15 protein-coding genes are annotated in these 19,766 nt (G+C 69.4%); 10 read left to right on the top strand and 5 right to left on the bottom strand.

Annotated elements, in window-relative coordinates; genetic code table 11:
* The first annotated feature begins 11 nt into the window (after positions 1-11).
* The 10 genes from ACZ45O_RS09565 (at position 12) to ACZ45O_RS09520 (ending at position 14,672) form a co-directional block, all read left to right on the top strand.
* Entirely contained in the window at positions 12-704 is a 693-nt protein-coding gene (locus ACZ45O_RS09565; protein WP_464852534.1) for a hypothetical protein, read from the top strand.
* Positions 705-1,593: 889 nt separating this feature from the next.
* Complete coding sequence (locus tag ACZ45O_RS09560) at positions 1,594-4,260, top strand: homocysteine S-methyltransferase family protein (protein WP_464852532.1); 2,667 nt, start codon at positions 1,594-1,596, stop codon at positions 4,258-4,260.
* A gap of 43 nt (positions 4,261-4,303) precedes the next feature.
* Entirely contained in the window at positions 4,304-6,013 is a 1,710-nt protein-coding gene (locus ACZ45O_RS09555) for an ASKHA domain-containing protein (protein WP_464852530.1), read from the top strand.
* A 78-nt stretch (positions 6,014-6,091) separates the two neighbouring features.
* The gene (gene nagZ / locus ACZ45O_RS09550; RefSeq protein ID WP_464852528.1) at positions 6,092-8,023 is read left to right on the top strand and encodes a beta-N-acetylhexosaminidase; all 1,932 of its coding nucleotides are present in this window, start codon (positions 6,092-6,094) and stop codon (positions 8,021-8,023) included.
* 80 nt (positions 8,024-8,103) lie between these two features.
* Positions 8,104-8,460 carry a ribonuclease E inhibitor RraB gene (locus ACZ45O_RS09545; RefSeq protein ID WP_464852527.1) on the top strand — a complete coding sequence of 119 codons (357 nt, stop codon included), beginning with the start codon at positions 8,104-8,106 and terminating at the stop codon, positions 8,458-8,460.
* Between the two features lie 73 nt (positions 8,461-8,533).
* Complete coding sequence (locus ACZ45O_RS09540; protein WP_464852525.1) at positions 8,534-10,549, top strand: ATP-dependent helicase; 2,016 nt, start codon at positions 8,534-8,536, stop codon at positions 10,547-10,549.
* Positions 10,550-10,660: 111 nt separating this feature from the next.
* Positions 10,661-11,458, top strand: a complete 798-nt coding sequence (locus tag ACZ45O_RS09535; protein WP_464852523.1) for an undecaprenyl-diphosphate phosphatase — start codon at positions 10,661-10,663, stop codon at positions 11,456-11,458.
* Positions 11,459-11,945: 487 nt separating this feature from the next.
* Positions 11,946-12,842 carry an amidoligase family protein gene (locus ACZ45O_RS09530; protein ID WP_464852522.1) on the top strand — a complete coding sequence of 299 codons (897 nt, stop codon included), beginning with the start codon at positions 11,946-11,948 and terminating at the stop codon, positions 12,840-12,842.
* Positions 12,817-13,359: a histidine phosphatase family protein gene (locus tag ACZ45O_RS09525; protein WP_464852521.1), complete on the top strand. Its 543-nt coding sequence runs from the start codon at positions 12,817-12,819 to the stop codon at positions 13,357-13,359. Before ACZ45O_RS09530 ends, ACZ45O_RS09525 begins: the two co-directional genes overlap by 26 nt.
* A 113-nt stretch (positions 13,360-13,472) precedes the next feature.
* Entirely contained in the window at positions 13,473-14,672 is a 1,200-nt protein-coding gene (locus ACZ45O_RS09520; RefSeq protein ID WP_464852519.1) for an S-layer homology domain-containing protein, read from the top strand.
* Between the two features lie 205 nt (positions 14,673-14,877).
* Here ACZ45O_RS09520 and garR read toward each other — a convergent pair whose 3' ends face one another.
* The 5 genes from garR to ACZ45O_RS09495 all read right to left on the bottom strand — a co-directional run bounded on the left by garR (position 14,878) and on the right by ACZ45O_RS09495 (position 19,764).
* Positions 14,878-15,768, bottom strand: a complete 891-nt coding sequence (garR, locus tag ACZ45O_RS09515; RefSeq protein WP_464852517.1) for a 2-hydroxy-3-oxopropionate reductase — start codon at positions 15,766-15,768, stop codon at positions 14,878-14,880.
* 18 nt (positions 15,769-15,786) lie between these two features.
* Positions 15,787-16,581 carry a hydroxypyruvate isomerase gene (gene hyi, locus ACZ45O_RS09510; protein ID WP_464852516.1) on the bottom strand — a complete coding sequence of 265 codons (795 nt, stop codon included), beginning with the start codon at positions 16,579-16,581 and terminating at the stop codon, positions 15,787-15,789.
* 23 nt (positions 16,582-16,604) lie between these two features.
* Positions 16,605-17,696 carry a tripartite tricarboxylate transporter substrate binding protein gene (locus tag ACZ45O_RS09505; RefSeq protein WP_464852514.1) on the bottom strand — a complete coding sequence of 364 codons (1,092 nt, stop codon included), beginning with the start codon at positions 17,694-17,696 and terminating at the stop codon, positions 16,605-16,607.
* A 93-nt stretch (positions 17,697-17,789) separates the two neighbouring features.
* Positions 17,790-19,295 (bottom strand): tripartite tricarboxylate transporter permease, encoded by a 1,506-nt coding sequence (locus ACZ45O_RS09500; protein ID WP_464852512.1) that lies wholly within the window; start codon positions 19,293-19,295, stop codon positions 17,790-17,792.
* A 16-nt stretch (positions 19,296-19,311) separates the two neighbouring features.
* Positions 19,312-19,764: a tripartite tricarboxylate transporter TctB family protein gene (locus ACZ45O_RS09495; protein WP_464852510.1), complete on the bottom strand. Its 453-nt coding sequence runs from the start codon at positions 19,762-19,764 to the stop codon at positions 19,312-19,314.
* Positions 19,765-19,766 lie beyond the last annotated feature (2 nt).

The following is a 19,766-nucleotide window of genomic DNA, read 5'->3' as shown; positions in this document are numbered from 1 at the left end:
TGCGCCCGGCCGTGGACGAGCTTGCGGCTCCGCTTCCCGAGGTGCTCCGCCTGCTGGGCTACCGGCAAGGGCGCACGCGGCTTTCCCAGCGTGATCTGGCCCTGGTGGAGCGAGGCCTCGCCCTGGCGCGGGAGGCGGCGACGCCGGCCGCCAGTGTGGCCTACTGCGCCGTCACCGTGGAGGGGGATGGGGTCCGCGCCGGCGTGCCGGGGATCGGGTGGCGCTCCCGCAGCCTGGCCCGGCTGCTGGCCGGGGCCGACGGCGTCTCGCTGGTGGCGGCCACCCTGGGTCCGGGCGTGGACGAACTGACTCGGGATCTGTTCGCACGGGACGAGTACGCCCTCGCCGCGGTGGTGGATGCGGCGGGCTCGGTCCTGGTGCAGGGGCTCGCGGAGTGGGTGCGGGAGGCGCTGCTGCACCGGGCTGGTCTTGCACACGCCGGCGCCGGTCAGGTCGGCGTGAAGCTGACGCCGCTGTACGGCCCCGGCTACGGCGACTGGCCGGTGGAGGAGCAGATCGGGCTGGTGACCCTGGCGGGCGGCCCGCAGATCGGCCTTAGTTGCACGCCGACGTGTTACCTGGTGCCGCAGAAGTCGCTGGTGGGTCTGATCGGGTGGCTGCCTCCGGAAGGGCGGGACTGGTCGCCGGTGGGCTGCACCCGCTGCACGCTGGTGGACTGTGCGTACCGGGTGGGGAGACGGTAGATCCACCTCGGGTTTGCCGCCGTTCCGGCTGCCCGTGCCCCGGGGGTGGCGCTGCTCGTTGAATCGGACTCCGGACTTAGCATGCACGCCGTAACTACCCTCGGCCGTGCCGCGGACGAACTGCGGCGAGTTGCGACTTCGCCCGCCGGCCAAGTGGAAATCCACCGCAGTTCGCACGCTTCGCCCGACTTCTACACGGGCTAGCGACTCGGGCCATGGCTCGTCGTTGCGGACCAAGTGCGTCCAATCTCGACTTCGCCCGCTGGCCAAGTGGAAATCCGTCGCACTTCGCACGCGTCGCTCGACTTCTACACGGGCCAGCGACTCGGGCCATGGCTCGTCGTTGCGGACCAAGTGCGTCCAATTTCGACTTCGCCCGCTGGCCAAGTGGAAATCCGTCGCACTTCGCACGCGTCGCTCGACTTCTAAACGGGTCGGCGACCCGGCCCAGGGCTCGCCGATGGCGGAAGGCACCAGTGTAGCGGCGGGCAAGGTGCTTCTGGAGGCTCCCCCGAGTGGGAACCGCAAGTTTTACGCTTTGGTCCGAAGGCGGAAGCGAAAAAGTGGCGGTTCCGGGATGGCCCCGGCGGGGTTGGATGCCTGCGTACTCGTTCGTGGCTCCAGTGCGCCGCTGCGGATCGACCGCTAGGCGACATAAGATGGCTGCTAGGTTGACGTAATGCGTCGTTGGGGCGTGGGCCACAGGTTTCTGGGGGCCGCTCCCGAGTGGGAACCGCAAGTTTTACGCTTTGGTCCGAAGGCGGAAGCGAAAAAGCGGCGGTTGCGACGAGGCGCCGGAGTGGCGAGGGGAACGCTGCTACTGGCGGCACAGTCAGAAACCGGGGCGATCGCCGGCGTCGGGGAACGAGCCAGGAGGAGGAGCAAGACAATGAAGCTGGACGAGATGCTGGGCCGCGAGATCCTGGTTTTCGACGGCGCCATGGGCACGATGCTCCAGGCCCGGGGGCTGCCCGCAGGGGCGTGCCCGGACCTGTGGAACATCGAGCGCCCGGATGAAGTGATCGCCGTGCACCGGGAATACGTCGAGGCCGGGGCGCAGATCATCGAGACCAACACCTTCGGCGCCACCCCGTTGCGGCTCAGCCACTACGGCCTGCAGGACCGGTGCCATGAGATCACGGTCGCCGGGGTGCGCTGCGCCCGGGAGGCCGCCGCCGGGCGCGCCTGGGTCGCCGGTTCGATGGGGCCGCTGGGGGCCCTGGTGGAGCCCCTCGGCGAGCTGCCCTTCGACGAGGCCTACGCCCAGTTCGCCGCCCAGGCCCGGGCGTTCGCCGAGGCGCAGCCGGACTTCATCATCATCGAGACCATCGCCGACCTGAACGAACTGCGGGCGGCGGTGCTGGCCTGTAAGGATCACGCCCCGGGCATCCGGATCATCGCGCAGATCACCGTCGACCCCAGCGGCCGGGCGTTCACCGGCACCGACCCCGAGACCGCCGCGCTGGTGCTGCAGTCGCTGGGGGCCGATGTCATCGGCTTCAACTGTTCGGTGGGACCCGACGTGCTGGTGGACGCCGTGGCCCGCATGGCCCGGGTCGCCCGGGTGCCGATCTCGGTGCTGCCCAACGCCGGGCTGCCGCTGCTCCAGCCGGACGGCTCCACCCGGTTCCCGATGGGGCCTGAGGAGTTCGCGGCGTACGGGCCGAAGCTGGTCGCGGCCGGGGCATCGCTGGTGGGCGGGTGCTGCGGCACGACGCCGGAGCACATCCGGCAGCTGCGGGCCGCGGTGGACGGGCTGAAGCCGCCGGGCCGCCAGGGCCCCCTCGCCCATACCCTGGGCCTGGCCTCCCGCACCCGGTCGCTCTTCTTCGTCGAGCAGAACCTGCCGGTGGTGATCGGCGAGCGCATCAATCCCACAGGCCGGAAGCTACTGACCAAGGATATTAAGGAAGGCATCTTCGCGCGTGTAAGAACCGAGGCGAAGCGGCAGGTGGCCGCCGGCTCCGCGGTGCTGGACGTGAACGTGGGTGTGCCGCTCATCGACGAGGCGGCGGCCATGGCCCAGGCCGTGCGGGTGATCCAGGATGCCGTGGATGTGCCCCTCTGCCTCGACTCGCCAGACCCCGCCGCCCTGGAGGCGGGGCTGAAGGCCTGTGTGGGCAAGCCCCTGCTCAACTCCTTCAGCCTGGAGGAGGGGCGGGCCGAGGCGGTGCTGCCGCTGGCGAAGCGCTACGGCGCCGCGGTGCTGGGCCTGACCATCGACGAGCAGGGCATTCCCGCCTCCGCCGAGCAGCGGCTGGCGATCGCCCGGCGGCTGGTGGCGGCAGCCGAGGCGCACGGCATTCCACGCCACGACGTGGTCATCGATCCCCTGGCGCTCACCGCCGGCGCCCAGCAGGCGGAGGCGAAGGAGACGCTGAAGGCGATCCGCTGGATTACGGAGGAGCTGGGGGTGCAGACCTCCCTGGGGGTGTCCAACATCTCGTTCGGGCTGCCCAACCGGCACTTCCTCAACGCCGTCTATCTGAACATGGCGGTGACCCAGGGGCTCGCCATGGCGATCATGAACCCCCTGGACGAGCGGATGATGGACACCGTGCGGGCCCTGCGGCTCTTCCTCAACCGGGACCGCAACGCTGCGGTCTACATGCAGGTGGTGGGGCCGAAGCGGCTGGCCCACACGGTGGAGGAGGCGCTGAAGGTCGCCGCGAAAGCGGGGGCGATCGCGCCAGCCACGCCCGTGCAGGAGGCGGCGGCGGGCGCTGTGCCGCAGGCAAAGGCGCCTGCAGCTGCCGGGTCCGCCCCGGCGGTAGGCGCCAAAGCGGGCGGTGCGGCAACAGAAGGTTCCGCAACGGAAGGTGCCACAACGGATGGTACCCCAGCGGAAAGCACCTCAGCGGAAGGTATCGCAACGGAAGCCAGGACGGCGGAAACCGATGCGCTCGGCCGCCGGCTCTACGACGCCATCCTGGAGGGCGACCGGGACGCCATCCTGCCCCTCGTGGAGCAGGGGCTTGCCGAGGGGCGCGATCCCATGGCCATGCTCAACCGGCACCTCATCCCGGCGATCGAGGAGGTTGGCCGGCTGTTCGGCGAGGGCGTCTACTTCCTGCCCCAGCTTATGCTCTCCGCCCAGGCGATGAAGAAGGCCTTCTCCCGGCTGAAGCCCGAGATCCAGAAGGCGAAGGTGGGCCAGAGCGAGATCGGCACGGTGGTGCTGGCCACGGTGCAGGGCGACATCCACGACATCGGCAAGAACATCGTCGCCGTGCTGCTGGAGAACTACGGCTTCAAGGTCGTCGACCTGGGGCGCGATGTGAAGAACGAGGTGGTGCTGGAGGAGGCCTGCCGGGTCGGGGCGGACATGGTCGGCCTCTCTGCCCTGATGACCACCACCATGCCCCAGATGAAGCGGGTGATCGACCTCTTCGCCCGGGAGGGCTTCGACTGCCCGGTGCTGGTGGGCGGCGCGGCCACAACGAAGGCGTTCGCCGAGCAGATCGGCGCCCGGGGGCACGGGCGGGACGCGCAGGAGGCCGTGGCCCTCGCCCTGGAGGTGTTGAAGGAGCGGCGGGGCGCGAGACCGGATGCTTAGTCGCAGCCCAGCCCCCGGGAGCGGGCTGAAAAGGGGGGCTACGGTGCAGTATCGGGTGACGGCTGCGGGCCGGGAGTTCTCAGTGCCCGCGGGATCGGTGCTTTCGCACGCCCTGAACCAGCATGAGCCCTTCGTGGAGACCCCCTGCGGCGGACGGGGACAGTGCCGCACGTGCCTGGTGCGGGTGCTGGGGGAGGCCCCCGCGCCGACCCCCGCCGACCGGGAGCAGCTCACCCGGGCCGAGCTGGAGCAGGGCTTCCGCCTGTCGTGCCAGCTCCGGGTGGCGCAGGACCTGGAGGTGGCCGTGGTGCCCGCGGCGGCCCTGGATCCCCGCAAGGCGCGCCTGGGCGCCCTGACCGGGCCGGTGGAGGTGGATCCCTGGGCGCCGCTGAACCCGTCGGGCCGCTCGCTGGGTTTCGCCCTCGACGTCGGCACGACGGGCATGGCCGGCGCCCTGCTGGACCTGCGCACCGGCGAGGAGCTGGCGGTGCACGCGGTCGCGAACCCACAGGCCGCCTACGGCGCCGATCTGATGAGCCGCCTGGCCCACGCCATCCGGGGTGGCGAGCAGCAGGCGGAGCTGACCCGGGCGGTGCGTGAGGCTGCTCAGGCACTCCTGAAGCGGCTGCTCAGCAAGGCCGGGGCCCGGTACGACGAGGTGGCGGCCGCCACGCTGGTGGGCAACACGGCCATGCATCATCTGTTCCTGGGGCTGCCCGTCCGGGATCTGGCGGTCGCTCCCTACACCCCGGCGGTGCTGGAGGGGCGGATCTTTGACATCCCCGGGTTTCCGACGCTGTACGCCCTGCCCAACATCGCCGGCTTCGTCGGCGCGGACGCGGTGGCCGCGGCCGTGGCCGCCGGGCTCGACCAGGGAGAGGAGACGGCGCTGCTGGTTGACGTCGGCACCAACGGTGAGGCGCTGCTCAGGCACCGAGGGCAGGTCTACGCCTGCTCGGCGCCCGCGGGTCCCGCCTTTGAGGGGGGCGAGATCAGCCAGGGGATGCGGGCAGGTCCCGGCGCCATCGAGGCGGTGCGGTTCGACGGGACCGAACTGTCGGTGACGGTGATTCCCGGCGGCCCGGGGCGCAGGGGGGGCGACCGCACGACCGGCGATGAGACGGCGGGCGATGGGACTACGGGCGATGGGACTACGGGCGATGGGACTACGGGCGATGGGACCACGGGCGGTGGGACTACGGGCGATGGTACCACGGGCGGTCGGACGGCGGCCCGGGGGATCTGCGGCTCCGGACTGCTGGATGCCGCCGCCGCCCTGCTGGACGCCGGGCTGCTGGACTGGACGGGCAGGCTGAAGGCAACCGGCCCCGCCGCACACCGTGTGGTGGACGGCGGCCGGGCCGTGGCCCTGGCCCCGGGGGTGGCGCTGACCCAGAAGGACCTCCGGGCGTTCCAGCTGGCCAAGGGAGCCATCCGGTCGGGGGTGGAGGTGCTGCTGCGCACCGCGGGGATCGGCCCGGAGGCCCTGGATGCGGTGCTGCTGGCGGGCGCGTTCGGCAACTACCTGCGCCGGGAGAGCGCAGTCGCCACCGGCCTGCTGCCCCCGGTGGACCCGGCGCGCATCCAGCCCGTCGGCAACGCAGCAGCCGCAGGCGCCAAGCTGGTTCTGCTCTCCCGCGGGGCCCGGGCGCGGGCGGAGGCCCTGGCGCGGGGCGTCCGGTTCGTGGAGCTGGCCACGCATCCGGACTTCGAGGAGATCTTCATGGAGGCGCTGAACTTCCCGAGGCGGTAGGATCGGCGCATAGCGCCCCGGCTGCAGGCAAATACCAGGTCTGCAGCAGGATCCAGCACACCTGGGAGGGAAAGCCACATGTCCGCGTCTCCGGTTCCGGCGGCCGCCCGGCGGCTCGCCGCACTGCTCATCTGTTCGCTCGTGCTGAGTCTCCTGACAGCCTGCGGCCGGGGCGGGCCGCCCGACGACGCGGCGCCTGGCGGTGAGCCCCCGGGCGTCGGGACCGAACCGGGCGATAGGCCGGATCCCACTGAGCCGCCGCCGGCGTCGGCCGTGCCCGGCTGGCTGGCGTACCTGACCCTGGAGGAGAAGCTCGGCCAGCTCTTCTGGGTGGGGCTGCCGGGCACCGAACTAACGGAGGAGAGCCGGCAGCTTCTGGCTGAGGGGAAGGTGGGGGGCTTCATCTTTTTCGGCCGGCAGGGGAGCGACCCCGAGGTGCTGCGCCGGCTGACCGGAGAGCTACAGGCGGCGGCCGCGGCCCGCGACCGGGCGGCCCCCGGGCTCGTCATTGCAGTGGACCATGAGGGCGGCCTGGTGCAGCGCTTCGGTCCCCCGTTCACCCAGTGGCCCGGGGCCATGACGCTGGGCGCCGCCGGATCGGCCGCCTACGCCGAGGCGATGGGCCGGGCCATGGCCCGGGAGCTCAGGGCGGTGGGGGTAAATATGAACCTGGCCCCTGTAGCCGATGTCAACAACAACCCGGCGAACCCCGTGATCGGCACCCGCTCCTTCGGCGAGGAGCCGGGGCTCGTCGCGGAGATGGCCGCTGCCCTGGCGGCGGGCATGCAGGAGGAGGGGGTCAGCGCGGTCGCCAAGCACTTCCCCGGCCACGGCGACACGGCGGTGGACAGCCACCTGGACCTGCCCGTCATCTCCCATGACCGCGAGCGGCTGGACCGGGTGGAGCTGGTTCCCTTCCGGGCGGCCATCGACGCCGGCATCGATGCCATCATGGCCGCGCACATCGTCTTCCCCGCTGTGGCGCAGGACGGCCGGCCCGGCAGCCTGTCGCCCGACGTGCTCACCGGCCTCCTGAAGGAGGAGCTTGGCTTCGCCGGGGTGGCGATGACCGACGCCATGAACGGCATGGCGGCGATCACGGATTACTATGGTGTGGACGAGGGGCTGGTGCTGGCCGTGCAGGCCGGCGCCGACGTGGTGATGGTCACCGAGTCCTTCGGCGGGCAGCAGGCCCTGTACGAGCACCTCCTGCAGGCGGTGCAAGAGGGGCGGATTCCGGAGAGCCGGATCGACGACGCCGCCGGGCGGGTGCTCGCCCTGAAGGAGCGGCGGGGGCTCCTGCCACCGCTGCCGGGGGCCGCCGGCGCCGGTGGGGCGCATACGGCGGCGGGAGACGGGGATCCCGGCGCTGCTCTTGTTGCACCTGCGCATCAGGCCCTGGCGGAGCAGATCGGGGTTCCGGCGCACCAGACCCTGGCGGAGCAGATCGGAGCCCCGGCGCACCAGGCCCTGGCGGAGCAGATCGGCGCAGACGCCCTCACCCTGGTGCGCAATGCGCACCTGCCACTGTCGCTCACCCCCGATGAGCAGATCGTGGTGATCGGCCCCGCCTACGCCCGCCCGCTGGACGGGCCAGAGGGCGTCGTCACCGCCCTGGGCGCCAGTATCAGGGATCTGCACGCCAACACTGCAGAGGTGGCGCTGGGCTGGGACCCCGACCCGGAGGCCGTGGGCCGCGCCCGGTCGCTGGCGGAGGGGGCCGCGGTGGTTGTCTACGCCGTGAGCGACGGCCACGACGCGCCGGCGCACCGGGCCCTGATGGCCGAACTCATCGCCGCGGGCAAACCGGTCATCGTGGTCGGGCTGGGCATGCCCTACGAGCTGACGGCGGTGCCGGAGATCGAAACCTACGTCGCCGCCTACGGCTTCCGGGATGCCAACCTGAAGGGCATCGGGCCGCTGCTGTTCGGACGGGCGCAGGCCCGGGGGCGGCTGCCGGTGGCCATCCCCGGCCACTACCCGGCGGGGCATGGCCTCAGCCTGCCGTGAGCGCCCCGGCGGGGCACGGCCTTGACCTGCCGTGAGCGGCGAAACCGAAGCGGGCGTGAGCACGAAAGGAGGAGCGTGCCGTGAGACCTGAGACCGAGGCCGAGCGGGCGGCGCGCCACGCCGCGACGATCCGCGCGTTCCGCGCTCTGGTGGACCCTGCCCATCCCCCGCGGGAGCCGTTCGTGCTGGAGCAGCACTTCTTCGCCGGGGAAGGCGGCGACATCGATGGCCTGGCGGCAGCCCTGGAGGAACGGGGGTTCAAGGTGGAGAGCCTGGTCTACGATCCCGAGAGCCGCGACCGGGCCTGGCGGCTGGTCGCGGTTCGGCTCGAGCTCCTGGAGGAGAGGCGGCTGCTGGCGGTCTCGGACGAACTGGACGCGCTGGCCCGGGCGCACGACGTGATGTACGACGGCTGGCTGACCCATGTGGCGGGGTGAGAAATGTCAAGTCTACCTCTGTCTGCCGGGAGTTGTTACAATGCCCCGTGTCAGATAGGGGGGCAGACCCGACTTGTCCAAGCTCGAAGCGATCGTACACGGTCTCAATCCGGCACAGCGGGCGGCCGCCCTGCATCAGGACGGCCCCCTTCTCGTTATCGCCGGCGCCGGCGCCGGCAAGACCCGCACGGCGACCCACCGCCTGGCCTGCCTGCTGGCCAGGGGCGTGCCGCCGGAGGCGATCATGTGCATCACGTTCACCAACAAGGCGGCCCGGGAGATGCGGGACCGGGCCATCGCTCTGGTGGGGGCGGATGCCCGCCGGGTGATGATCCGCACCTTCCACTCCGCCGCCATGGTGCTTCTCAGGCAGTACATCGGCGACTTTCCCGAAAGCGGCCGGACACCGGCCTTTTCCATCGCCGATCCCACGGTCCAGCTGGCGCTCCTGAAGGAGGCCATCGCCGAGCGCAACTTCGACCTGAAGGCCAACCGGCCCGAATCGTTCCTCTGGCGCATCGGGCGCTACAAGAACGAGATGGCGGATCCCGAGTCGCTGCTCGCGCGACAGCCGTCCAACGACCTGATGGACTGGCCCCGGGTGCTGCAGATGATCCGCAGCACCGACCGGTACGTCAACCGGCTCACGGCGGAGATCTGGAAGCGCTACGAGGAGAAGCTGCGGCGCAACGACATGGTCGACTTCGACGACCTGATCAACCTGTTTACACAGATGCTGCGGGAGAAGCCGGATATCCGCGCCGAGGTGCAGCGGCGCTTCGCCTTCCTGCAGGTGGACGAGTTCCAGGATACCAACATCGCCCAGCTGCACATGGTCAAGCTGCTGGCGGGGGACGGGCAGAACGTGATGGCGGTGGGCGACGACGCGCAGTCCATCTACTCGTGGCGCTCGGCTGACATCCGCTGCATCCTGGAGTTCGAGCGGCACTTCCCCGGGGCGAAGACCATCCTGCTGGAGCAGAACTACCGCTCCACCGGGGCCATCATCCGGGCCGCCAACCGCCTGATCGCCCACAACACCGGCCAGCGGCCCAAGCGGCTCTTCACCGCAGCCGCGGAGGGCCGGCCGGTGGTCGCGTTCGACGCCGAAACCGAGGTGGCGGAGGCGCAGTGGGTCGTCCGGCGCATCCAGGAGGGCGTGGCGGCCGGCCGGCGCTTCGGCGACTTCGCCATCCTGTACCGCACCAGCATCCAGGGGCGCCCCTTCGAGGAGGAGCTGCGGGAGGCGTCCATCCCCTACCAGGTGGTGGGAGGCCCCCGTTTCTACGACCGGCGGGAGGTGCAGGAGTCGCTGGCCTACCTGCGCCTCCTGCACAACCCCCGGGACTCGGTCAGCCTGGAGCGTGCGCTGAACGCCCCGCGCCGGGGCATCGGGGAGCGGGGGCTGCAGCGGATCCTGGCCCTGGCCGCGCAGCGTGAGGTGGATCTGATCGCGGCGCTGGATCTGGCGGCGGCCGAGGGGCTGCTGCAGGAGGAGGCGGCGGAGGGGGCCCGGCAGCTCCACGAGCACCTCAGGCGGGCCCGGGAAGCCCTCGCCCGGCAGCCGGGCCGCTTCGCCGCGGCGATGGAGCGGCTGCTGGAGGAGTCGGGCTACCTGGCGTACCTCAGGGATGAGGACCGGCGCAAGGAGGAGCGCCGGTCGGAGGTGGTGGAGAGCCTCATCGCCGCCATGTACGACTTTGAGCGGCGCTCGCCCGGCGGCGGCCTGGGCGGCTACCTGGACCACCTGGCCCTGCTGGAAGGGCAGGAGGACGAGGATGGCGGCGACGTGGTGAAGCTCCAGACGATCCACTCGGCGAAGGGGCTGGAGTACCCGGTGGTCTTCGTGGTGGGCATGGAGCAGGGGCTGTTGCCCAACCAGCGGGCCCTGGACGAGGGCAACCTGGAGGAGGAGCGGCGGCTCTGTTACGTCGCCATCACCCGGGCCCGGGAGGAACTCTGCCTCACCGGCGCCCGCGTGCGGTGGCAGCGGGGCGGGATGGTGATCACCACCCCCTCGCAGTTCCTGGCCGAGGCACTGGGCGACCGGCCGGGCCTGCCGGCGTGGGCGCCCGCGTCGGCGGACTGAGGGCTGCGGCCGCTGCGCCGCCTGCCCGCCACGGCACACCTGACGTGGCCCACCGGCACCGCATGTGGTACACTGTTGCTGTTTACTGGAAAGATAACGGAGGGATCCCCCGTGACCGTCCTTCAGGCCATCATCCTCGGCATCGTGCAGGGGCTCGCGGAGTTCCTGCCCATCTCCAGTTCGGCGCACCTGATCCTGGTCCCGTGGGTCCTGGGCTGGCCGCCCTCGGGGCTGGCCTTCGACGTGGCCCTGCACGTGGGCACCCTGATCGCCGTCACCGTCTACTTCTGGCGCGACCTGCTGCAGCTGGCGGTGGAGGGGCTGACGAAGGGGACGAAGACCCCGACGGGCAAGCTGGCCTGGGGGATCGTGCTGGGCACGGTGCCCGGGGCGATCTTCGGCCTGTTGATGGAGGACGTGGTGGAGGCGGTCGTCCGCCAGTCGATCCTCACCATCGCCATCCTGCTGGCGGTGGTGGGCGTCATCCTGTACCTGGCCGACCGGTTCGGGCCGAAGCGGCGGTCGCTGGAGGAGATCCGGGTCGTCGATGTGATCTGGATCGGCCTGGCGCAGGCTCTGGCGGTGATCCCCGGCGTCTCCCGGTCGGGTGCGACCATCACCGCCGCCCTGGCCCTGGGGCTGAAGCGGGAGACGGCGGCGAAGGTCTCGTTCCTGCTGGGCTGGCCGATCATCCTGGGCGGTGCGGTGCTGGTGATTCCCGACATGGATCCGGCCATGCTGAACGGGTCGTTCTTCGCCGGCGTCGCGGCTGCGGCGGTGAGCGGGTACGCGGTGATCGCCGTGCTGTTGCAGTACCTGCAGCGGGGGACCTACCTGGTCTTCGCCTGGTACCGGGGGCTGGTGGCGGCACTGATGATCATCTTGCTGCTGGCGCGGGGGATGCTTTGAACGGCGGGCTGTGTCGTGGGCTGTAAGCTGTGGGCGGTGAGCGGTGAGCGGTGATTGCCGAAGCGATGACGGCCAGTCAGCGTTCATCATGCGAATCCAGGACGCCTCTCGTGCGGCGTCCTGTTTTTTTTTGCTTCCCGGGAGCGGCGTGGTGCTTCGCCTCGGGTCAAGCGCCTTCACGCCGTCCGACCGCAGCGGTGGGAGCAGACATTTTTTCACTTCGGCGCAGACGGCGAAGTGAAAAAGTTGCGGTTCCCAGGCCGGGCGCGGGCGCTTCTGCCCGTGAGGGGCACTCACCACGCAGGGGTCCCCAGCAGGGCCGCCGTTCGGGCGCAGTCTGTGCGAAGGAGCCACCTCTGTTCGCAATAACGTCTATACAATTAAGAAAGACGGGGTGAAGCACAATATGGCGCTCGCGCAGGTGCCCCTTTAGGCCAGGGGTCCGCCTTCTCGGATGCCGTTCTGACCAGCACCGGGAAGGAGAGGGATGGTCTGGATGTGGCCGAAGTCGGTTGACTGGCAGGAACTCAGGTTCGGGGTTGAGATTGAGTTCGTGGAGGGCGATCCAGAGGGCGTGGAACTGCTCCCCGGGTGGGTCATGTCCCTGGACGAGCGGCAGGTGGACGACGCCGGCGAGGATTCGGGCGCTGAGCTGAAGCCCCCGCCCATGCTGTGGCGCGATCGCGAGCTGGTCCGGGAGATGCTGCAGCGCTTGAGGGCCACCGACGCCCGGGCGAACTGGAGCTGCGGCCTGCATGTGCACGTGGGGCTGCAGCCCTGGGGGCAGGATATGGTGCTTCCGCTGGTCGACGCCGCCCTGGCGCACCAGGACGCGTTGCGCCGACTCCTGCGGACAGCCGAAGACCGGATGATTTACTGCCCGCCCGTGGTGCCGGCGATGCGCAGCCGCTACCTGACGCATCCAGAGCGTTCGGCGCTGGTTCACCGGGGGCGGCCCCAGTCGCACCGCTGCGGCATCAACGTCGCGGCCTGGTTCGACTTCGGGACCGTGGAGATTCGCTATCCCAACGGCTCTCTGGAGTACAGTGAGGTTATGAACACGGTGGAACTCTGCCTGCGATTCGTGGCAGCGGTCGGCGCGGGCCGTCTCCGGAAGTCGGTCGGGGGGGAAGGGCGCGCGGCTGCATCTGCCGACGCCACTGCGCTTGCAGCGGCGCTGGGTGCACCGGTGGACGGCTACCCGCCGCCGGCGGCCTGCGGGTCACGGCCGAGGAGCCCAACGGCCGTCTTACGACCTTCCGTTCCCGGCCCGGTCCGGGAGGGTGGTTGCTGGAACCGGAACCATAACCGGAGCGGGGCCCTGGCCCCGCTCCGGCGCGAGGGGGAGCGCTATGGGTGTGTTCTATCTGATTCGGCACTGTGAAGCTGCAGGGCAGGCGGCGGATGCTCCGCTGACCGAGACTGGGCGGGCGCAGGCGGTGCAGCTCGCGGAGCGGCTGGCAGGGCTGGGAATCCGGCGGATCATCGCCAGCCCGTTTCGCCGGGCGGTCGACTCCGCCGCCCCGCTGGCCCGCCGCCTGGGGCTGCCGCTGGAGACGGACGAGCGCCTCATCGAACGGGTTCTGGCCGGGGAGAACCTGCCGGACTGGCGTGAGAAGCTGGAGCAGACGTTCCGCGATCCGGATCTTTGCTACCCCGGCGGCGAGTCGAGCCGTCAGGCCGCGGCCCGGGGGATGGCCGTGCTGGAGGAAGCCCTGGCTGCGGCCGGGGGTCGCCCGTTCGCCCTGGTCTCGCACGGGTGCCTGATCACGCTCGTGCTGCGGGAGTTGGATCCCGCGATCGGTTTCGGCGACTGGGCACGCATGACCACGCCCGATGTGTACCGGGTGACGGGCAGCGGGCTGGATTGGCATGTAAGCCGTGCCTGGGACGGGTCTTAGAAAAACTGCGGCTGGGAACTTGATCCACCGGTTGTGGGCGCTTATACGCTTGTGGTAAGTTGAAGGTATGAAATACAGAAACTTACACATTCCGATATGGCAGGAGGAGTACGATGCCGCAGCACATCACCCTGCGCAGCTTCGCCGCCGCTGTCGCGCTGGCCGTGCGCGCCTCAGCCACCGCAGTGAGCCGGGCCGTTTTCGCCGCAGCGAGCGACGTTGCAGCCACGCCAGCCACCAGAACCGCCGTCGTTACAATTGCCACCGTGATGGGGCTCACGATGAGTGCACCCGGCGCCCTGGCCGCCTCCGTAACCTATGCCGACCAGGCGGAAATTCCGGCGTGGGCCGCGGCCGATGTGGCCTTCACCACTGAGGCCGGCATCTTCAGGGGCGATGCCGACACCGGCGCCTTCCGGCCCAACGATCAGATTACCCGGGCCGAGGTGGCCGCCGTGATCATGCGTGCCTTCCCGCTGGAGGCCGACCCCACCGTGCGGGTGCCCTTCAGCGACATCTGGGGGGCGTGGTACGAGGAGCCGGTCACCCAGGCCGTTCGGGCGGGCGTGATCCGCTCCGGCGACTTCGGCAGCCGATTCCACCCCAACCGGCCGATCACCCGTGCAGAACTGGCCCGGATGGTCGCCCGGGCGGTCGGGCCCTGCCCTGGCGGTGCATCGAATGTCTCGTTCTGGGACGTGGATCCGGAGCAGCTTCCGTGTGGGCCGCACATCGCGCAGGCTGCGGGCTGCGGGATCATCCTCGGCATGGGCGACGGCAGCTTTGCGCCCGAGCACACTGCCACGCGGGCGCAGGCCGCGGTGATGATCGCCCGTGCGGTGCGTCTGACGCAGGATGGCCCCGCGCCCCAGGAGCCAGGCGGGCCGGATGAACAGCCGGGGCTGCCGCCCGAGCAGCCGCAGACGGAGGAGGCGGGGCTTCACGAGTTCGAGCTCCGGGTGGCCGAGCTGGTCAACGCCGCGCGGGCGGCGGCGGGTCTGCAGCCTCTCCGCCTGGACCCCGAGCTCAGCCGGGTCGCCCGACTGAAGTCGCAGGACTTCGTGACCGGCGGCTACTTCAGCCACCAGAGCCCCACCTACGGGAGCCCCTTTGAGATGATGAAGCAGTACGGGTTCAGCTACCGGAGCGCCGGGGAGAACATCGCCATGGGCCAGCGGACGCCGGATGAGGTGCACGAGTCCTGGATGAACAGCCCGGGTCATCGACGGAACATCCTGAACCCGGACTTCGACACCATCGGCGTCGGTTTCTACGAGTACGGCTGGACGCAGATGTTTATCGGGAGCAGGTGAGAGGGCCGCTGGGCCGCAGTCGAAACACCCGCCGCCGTGACTCAGGCAGCAGACAAGCTCTTCCGGTCGAGCCTCCCACGGGGCGGGCAGGGACGATGCCTGAAGGTGGGCAGGGATGATGCCCGAGGGCGGTTAGCGGGCAATACGAAGGCGCCGCGGGGGCCAGAGCCTCGCGGCGCCTTCGGCATAGTCAGCCAGGAGGAGATCAGGCCTTCTTGACCTCCACCTGAGCCAGCTTCTCGTAGAACCGGATGATCGCCCCGTGGTCCAGGTCGCCCATCCCGTCCACCTTCAGGGCCTGCAGGATCTCCATCACCGCCGCCGTCAGGGGCAGGGGCACCCCGGCCTCGTGGGCGGCGCTGAGGGCGTTGTTCAGGTCCTTGATGTGCAGGTTGATGCGGAAGCCCGGGTCGAACTTGCGGGCCAGGGCCAGCGGCGCCTTGGCATCCAGCACGGTCGAGCCCGCCAGGCCGCCGCGGATCGCCTGGTAGACCAGCTCGGGGTCGACGCCGGCCTTGGTGGCCAGCACCAGCGCCTCGCTCATGGCGGCGATGTTGAGGGCGACGATGACCTGGTTGGCCAGCTTGGTCACGTTGCCGGCGCCCACGTCGCCCGTGCGCACCACGGAGGCGGCCATGCACTTCAGGATCGGCAGCGCCTCATCGAAGTCCTCCTGCTTGCCGCCCACCATGACCGACAGCGTGCCGTCGATCGCCTTGGGCTCGCCGCCGCTCACCGGGGCGTCGAGGAAGCGGATGCCCTTCTTGGCCAGCTCCGCCGCGACCTCACGGGAGACCATCGGGTCGATGGAGGACATGTCGATGACGAGGCTGCCCGCTTCGGCCCCCTCGATGATGCCGTTCTCACCCAGGACCACGGCCTTGACGTGGGGGGAGTTGGGCAGCATCGTGATGATGGTCCTGCACTGGGCGGCCACTTCCTTCGCACTCTGGGCGGCGGTGGCGCCGGCGGCGACCACCTCCTGCACCGCCTCAGGCACGATGTCGTGAACCACCAGCTCGTGGCCGGCCTTCAACAGGTTCTTGCTCATGGGCTTGCCCATAATGCCGAGACCGATGAAACCGATCTTGGCCATATCCGTGATCCCTCCTGCTCAGAGTTGATAGCCATACTCCTTAATCCAGCCCAGCGAGCCCACCGTGTCCGGCTCGGGGATGTACTCCAGCGACACGTACCCCTGGTAGCCCAGCCGGTCCAGTTCGCTCAGCACGAACGGGTAATTGAGCTCACCCGTCCCCGGCTGATGACGTCCGGGGTTGTCCGCGATCTGGATGTGGCCGATCTTGGCCAGGTGCTCCCGCAGCGTGGGAACGATGTTGCCCTCCGTCCGCTGGGCGTGGTAGACGTCGTACTGCACGAAGACGTTCGGCAGGTCGACCTCGGCCAACAGGGCAACCACCTGCTCGGTCCTGGTGAGGAAGAAGCCGGGGGTGTCGAAGTGGTTGAGGGCCTCCACGGTCAGGTTGATGCCCTCCTCGCCCAGAGCGTTCGCCGCGAACCTGACGTTCGCGACCAGCGTCTTCCAGTGCTCCTCGTGCGAGACTCCCGACACCCGCTTGCCGGCCAGGCAGTTCAGGCGGGAAACGCCCAGGGCCTTGGCATACGTGATTGCCCGCTTCACGCCGGCCCGGAACTCCTCCACCCGGTTGGGATCGATCGCGATGCCGCGGTCTCCGGCAGACCAGTTGCCGGCGGGCAGGTTGAACAGGACAATCTCCAGGTTGTGCTTATCGATCAACGACTTGAGTTCGCTGATGGAATAGGGATAGGGGAACAGGAACTCAACGCTGCGGAAGCCCGCCTTCTCCGCGGCGGCAAACCGCTCCAGGAACGGCACTTCCGTGAAGAGCATGGTCAGGTTCGCGGCGAACTTGGGCACGTTTACCATCCCTCCTGGATCAGGTGTTGGCGCTACTTCTCGGTCTCAATCCCCAGCCGCTCGATGATCTTGCCGTAGTCGGCGTGGGCCTCCTGCATGAACTTGGCGTAGTCCGCGCTGTTCAGGTACTGAATCGGCTGGAGCAGCTCGGCCATGGCGGCCTTGAACTCCTCGTCCTCGGAGATCTGCCGGAAGATCTCCTCCCAGTACGCGATGGCCTCAGGCGGGGTACCCTTGGCCACGGCGATGCCCTTCACCGAGCCCCAGGTGTAGAAGTCGATGCCTTCCTCGATGAGGGTCGGGGTGTCGGGCAGGACCGGGTCGCGCTCGGGGGTGGCCACGGCGATCGCCTTCAGCCGGCCGGCCTTCACGTGCGGCATGATCTCGGACGGGTGGCCGCCGCCCATGTGGGTCTGGCCGCCGACGAGCGTGGTGACCGCCTGCGAACCGCCGGCGTGCGGAATCGGGGTGACCTCAACGCCGGCCGCGGCGCCGATGCCCCGCATCACCAGGTCGACCGAGCCCGCCGCGGTGGAGACGGCCGCGGTGATCGGCTGACCGGTCTCCCTGGACCAGTTGACCAGGTCGGCGATGCTGTCGTGCGGCGAATCGGCCGGAACCGCCACGATCACCGAGTGGATCGAGAGCCGGCAGACGGGGATGAGGTCCTCGAAGGTCTTGATGGGCAGGTTGCGGATGTGCGGCGTCACCAGGTCCTCGCCCGAGCCGTAGCCCATCATGAGGATGTGGCCGTCAGCCGGGCTGTTGATGACGTACTGCCGGCCTTCCATGGCGCCGGCGCCGGTCTTGTTGACGATGACGATGGGCTGGTCAACGTACTTGTGCCATACCTTCTCGATGGCGCGGGCCAGCAGGTCGGTGGAGCCGCCGGCCGAGTACGGCACGACCATCTCAATCTGCTTCGTGGGCTTCCAGGCGGCGGGTTCAGGGTCGGGTTCGGGTTGCGGATCGGGTTCCGGCGTGGGTTCGGGGGTTGACGGGGTCTCTGTCTGCGGGGTCTGCGTCGGTGGGGTCTGGTCGGTTGACTGGGTTCCTCCGCATCCGGCCACGATCATGAGCAGCAGAGTCAGGGCCAGTGCAACTACGGTGCGGCTGCGACGCATTCGGGATCCCCCTTTCAGTGTGTGACCACGCTTTGGGTTGACCCGCCGCCCCGCCCCGTCGCGTCAGGCAAAGCGGCGGGAGGGACACCGTTGCTATGCGCTCTGGCGCCGGGCCTGTCTGGCGGACCGCAGGGAACGGACGGCCTGGCTGAGCACCAGCAGGGCGAAGATGCCGAGCAGCGCCGCCGAGATGGGACGGGTGACGAAGATCGCGAGGCTCCCGCCCGACATCAGCAGCGACTGACGGGCCGCGTTCTCAATCAGTGGCGCCAGCACGAAGGCCAGCGGCAGCGGACCCACCTCGAAGTCGAACTTGCGCAGCAGATAGCCCAGAATCCCGAAGAAGATCAGAGTGTAGACCTGGAAGATGCTGTTGGTGGTGCTGTACACGCCGATCACCGTGAACAGCGCCACGATCGGCCCGAGAATGGAGAACGGCACCCGCAGGAGTTGGACCCAGAGGCCCACCAGCGGCAGGTTCAGGGCCAGGAGCATGACGTTGCCGACGTACATGGAGGCGGTGACGCCCCAGAAGACGTCGGGGTGCTCCACCAGCAGGAACGGGCCCGGGGTGACCCCCTGAATGAGCAGGGCGGCGAAGATCACCGCGATCGAGGCGTTGGCCGGAATGCCCAGCGTGAGCAGCGGGATGAAGGAGGCGCTGGAAGCGGCGTTGTTGGCCGATTCCGGTCCCGCCACGGCCTCGATGGCGCCCTTGCCGAACTCCTCCGGGTACTTGGTCATGCGCTTCTCCACGGCGTACGAGGCCAGCGAGGAGACGACCGCGCCACCGCCGGGGAGCACGCCGATGAAGAAGCCCAGCACCGTGCCCCGCAGGATGGCCCACTTGGAGCGGGCCCAGTCAGCGGCGGTGGGCCAAATGCGCCCGATCTTGGTCGTGACAAGCTGCGCTTCTTCCGTCTGCTCCAGGTTGTAGAAGATCTCACCCAGGCCGAAGACGCCCATCGCCAGCGTCACGAAGTCGAAGCCGCCCATGAGGCCGATGGTTCCGAACGTGAAGCGCAGCTTTCCCGTGACCGGATCCATGCCCACGCTGGCCAGCAGGAGGCCGAGGCAGAGCACGATCAGGCCCTTCAGGGGCGAACTGCCCGACAGGAAGACCGCCAGCAGCAGGCCGACCAGGCAGAGCGAGAAGTACTCCGGCGGGCCGAACCTGAGGGCGAACTCGGCGATGGGAGGCGCCACCAGGGTGAGGCCCACCACGGCCAGCGTGCCGGCGATGAACGACCCGATGGCGGCGATGGCCAGCGCCGCGCCCGCGCGGCCCTTCTGCGCCATCTTGTAGCCGTCGATGGCGGTCACCACCGAGGCGGCCTCACCGGGCAGGTTCAGGAGGATGGAGGTGGTGGAGCCGCCGTACATGGCGCCGTAGTAGATGCCGGCCAGGAAGATGATCGCGGTGGCAGGCGAGCCCATCCGGTACACCACCGGCAGCAGCAGCGAGATGGTGGCCGCCGGCCCCAGGCCCGGCAGCACGCCCACCATGGTGCCGAGCAGGCAGCCCAGGAAGGCGAAGAGGAGATTGACGGGAGTGAGCGTGATCGCGAAGCCGGAGAGCAATCCCTGGAAAATTTCCATCTGCGCCTGCCTCCCCTCACCGGAACAGGCTGCCTACAGGTACAGGCACCCGCAGCAGGTAGACGAAGATGATGTAGACTCCCACGGTGGAGAGCACCGAGATGATCGTGCCCTTCCACCACTTCTCGTGTACGACGAGAAACTGCCAGCCCAGCATGAAGAGCAGGGTGGAGAGGATGTAGCCGATCCGCTCCATGGTCACGGCGTACAGGATCATCAGGATCAGGCTGAAGACCGGGCCCTTCCACTCCTTCCCTTTCCAGAACGGCTGCGGCTTCTCGTCCGGCCCCAGGTTGGTGATGAACAACCCGGCGCCGAAGACGGCCATGCAGAAGCCGGCGAGGGCGGGCATGAAGCCGCAGTCCGGATTGGCCATGGTGCCCAGGCGCAGGCAGAAGATCCCGTAGTACACGCAGGCAAGACCGATCGCGATGATGACCACGGCCGCGAGGCGATTGTGGCGCTTCATGG

Source organism: Symbiobacterium turbinis (assembly GCF_055383075.1).
Note: the sequence above shows the minus strand (reverse complement) of the source record. Positions and strands in the feature narration are given on the sequence as shown.

What these genes read in the sequence shown, in the direction of transcription:
- ACZ45O_RS09560 (WP_464852532.1), top strand. Translation starts at nt 1,594, where the DNA reads ATGAAGCTGGACGAGATGCTGGGCCGCGAGATCCTGGTTTTCGACGGC.
- nagZ (WP_464852528.1), top strand. Translation starts at nt 6,092, where the DNA reads ATGTCCGCGTCTCCGGTTCCGGCGGCCGCCCGGCGGCTCGCCGCACTG.
- ACZ45O_RS09530 (WP_464852522.1), top strand. Translation starts at nt 11,946, where the DNA reads ATGGTCTGGATGTGGCCGAAGTCGGTTGACTGGCAGGAACTCAGGTTC.
- ACZ45O_RS09520 (WP_464852519.1), top strand. Translation starts at nt 13,473, where the DNA reads ATGCCGCAGCACATCACCCTGCGCAGCTTCGCCGCCGCTGTCGCGCTG.
- garR (WP_464852517.1), bottom strand. Translation starts at nt 15,768, where the DNA reads ATGGCCAAGATCGGTTTCATCGGTCTCGGCATTATGGGCAAGCCCATG.
- hyi (WP_464852516.1), bottom strand. Translation starts at nt 16,581, where the DNA reads ATGGTAAACGTGCCCAAGTTCGCCGCGAACCTGACCATGCTCTTCACG.
- ACZ45O_RS09505 (WP_464852514.1), bottom strand. Translation starts at nt 17,696, where the DNA reads ATGCGTCGCAGCCGCACCGTAGTTGCACTGGCCCTGACTCTGCTGCTC.
- ACZ45O_RS09500 (WP_464852512.1), bottom strand. Translation starts at nt 19,295, where the DNA reads ATGGAAATTTTCCAGGGATTGCTCTCCGGCTTCGCGATCACGCTCACT.
- ACZ45O_RS09495 (WP_464852510.1), bottom strand. Translation starts at nt 19,764, where the DNA reads ATGAAGCGCCACAATCGCCTCGCGGCCGTGGTCATCATCGCGATCGGT.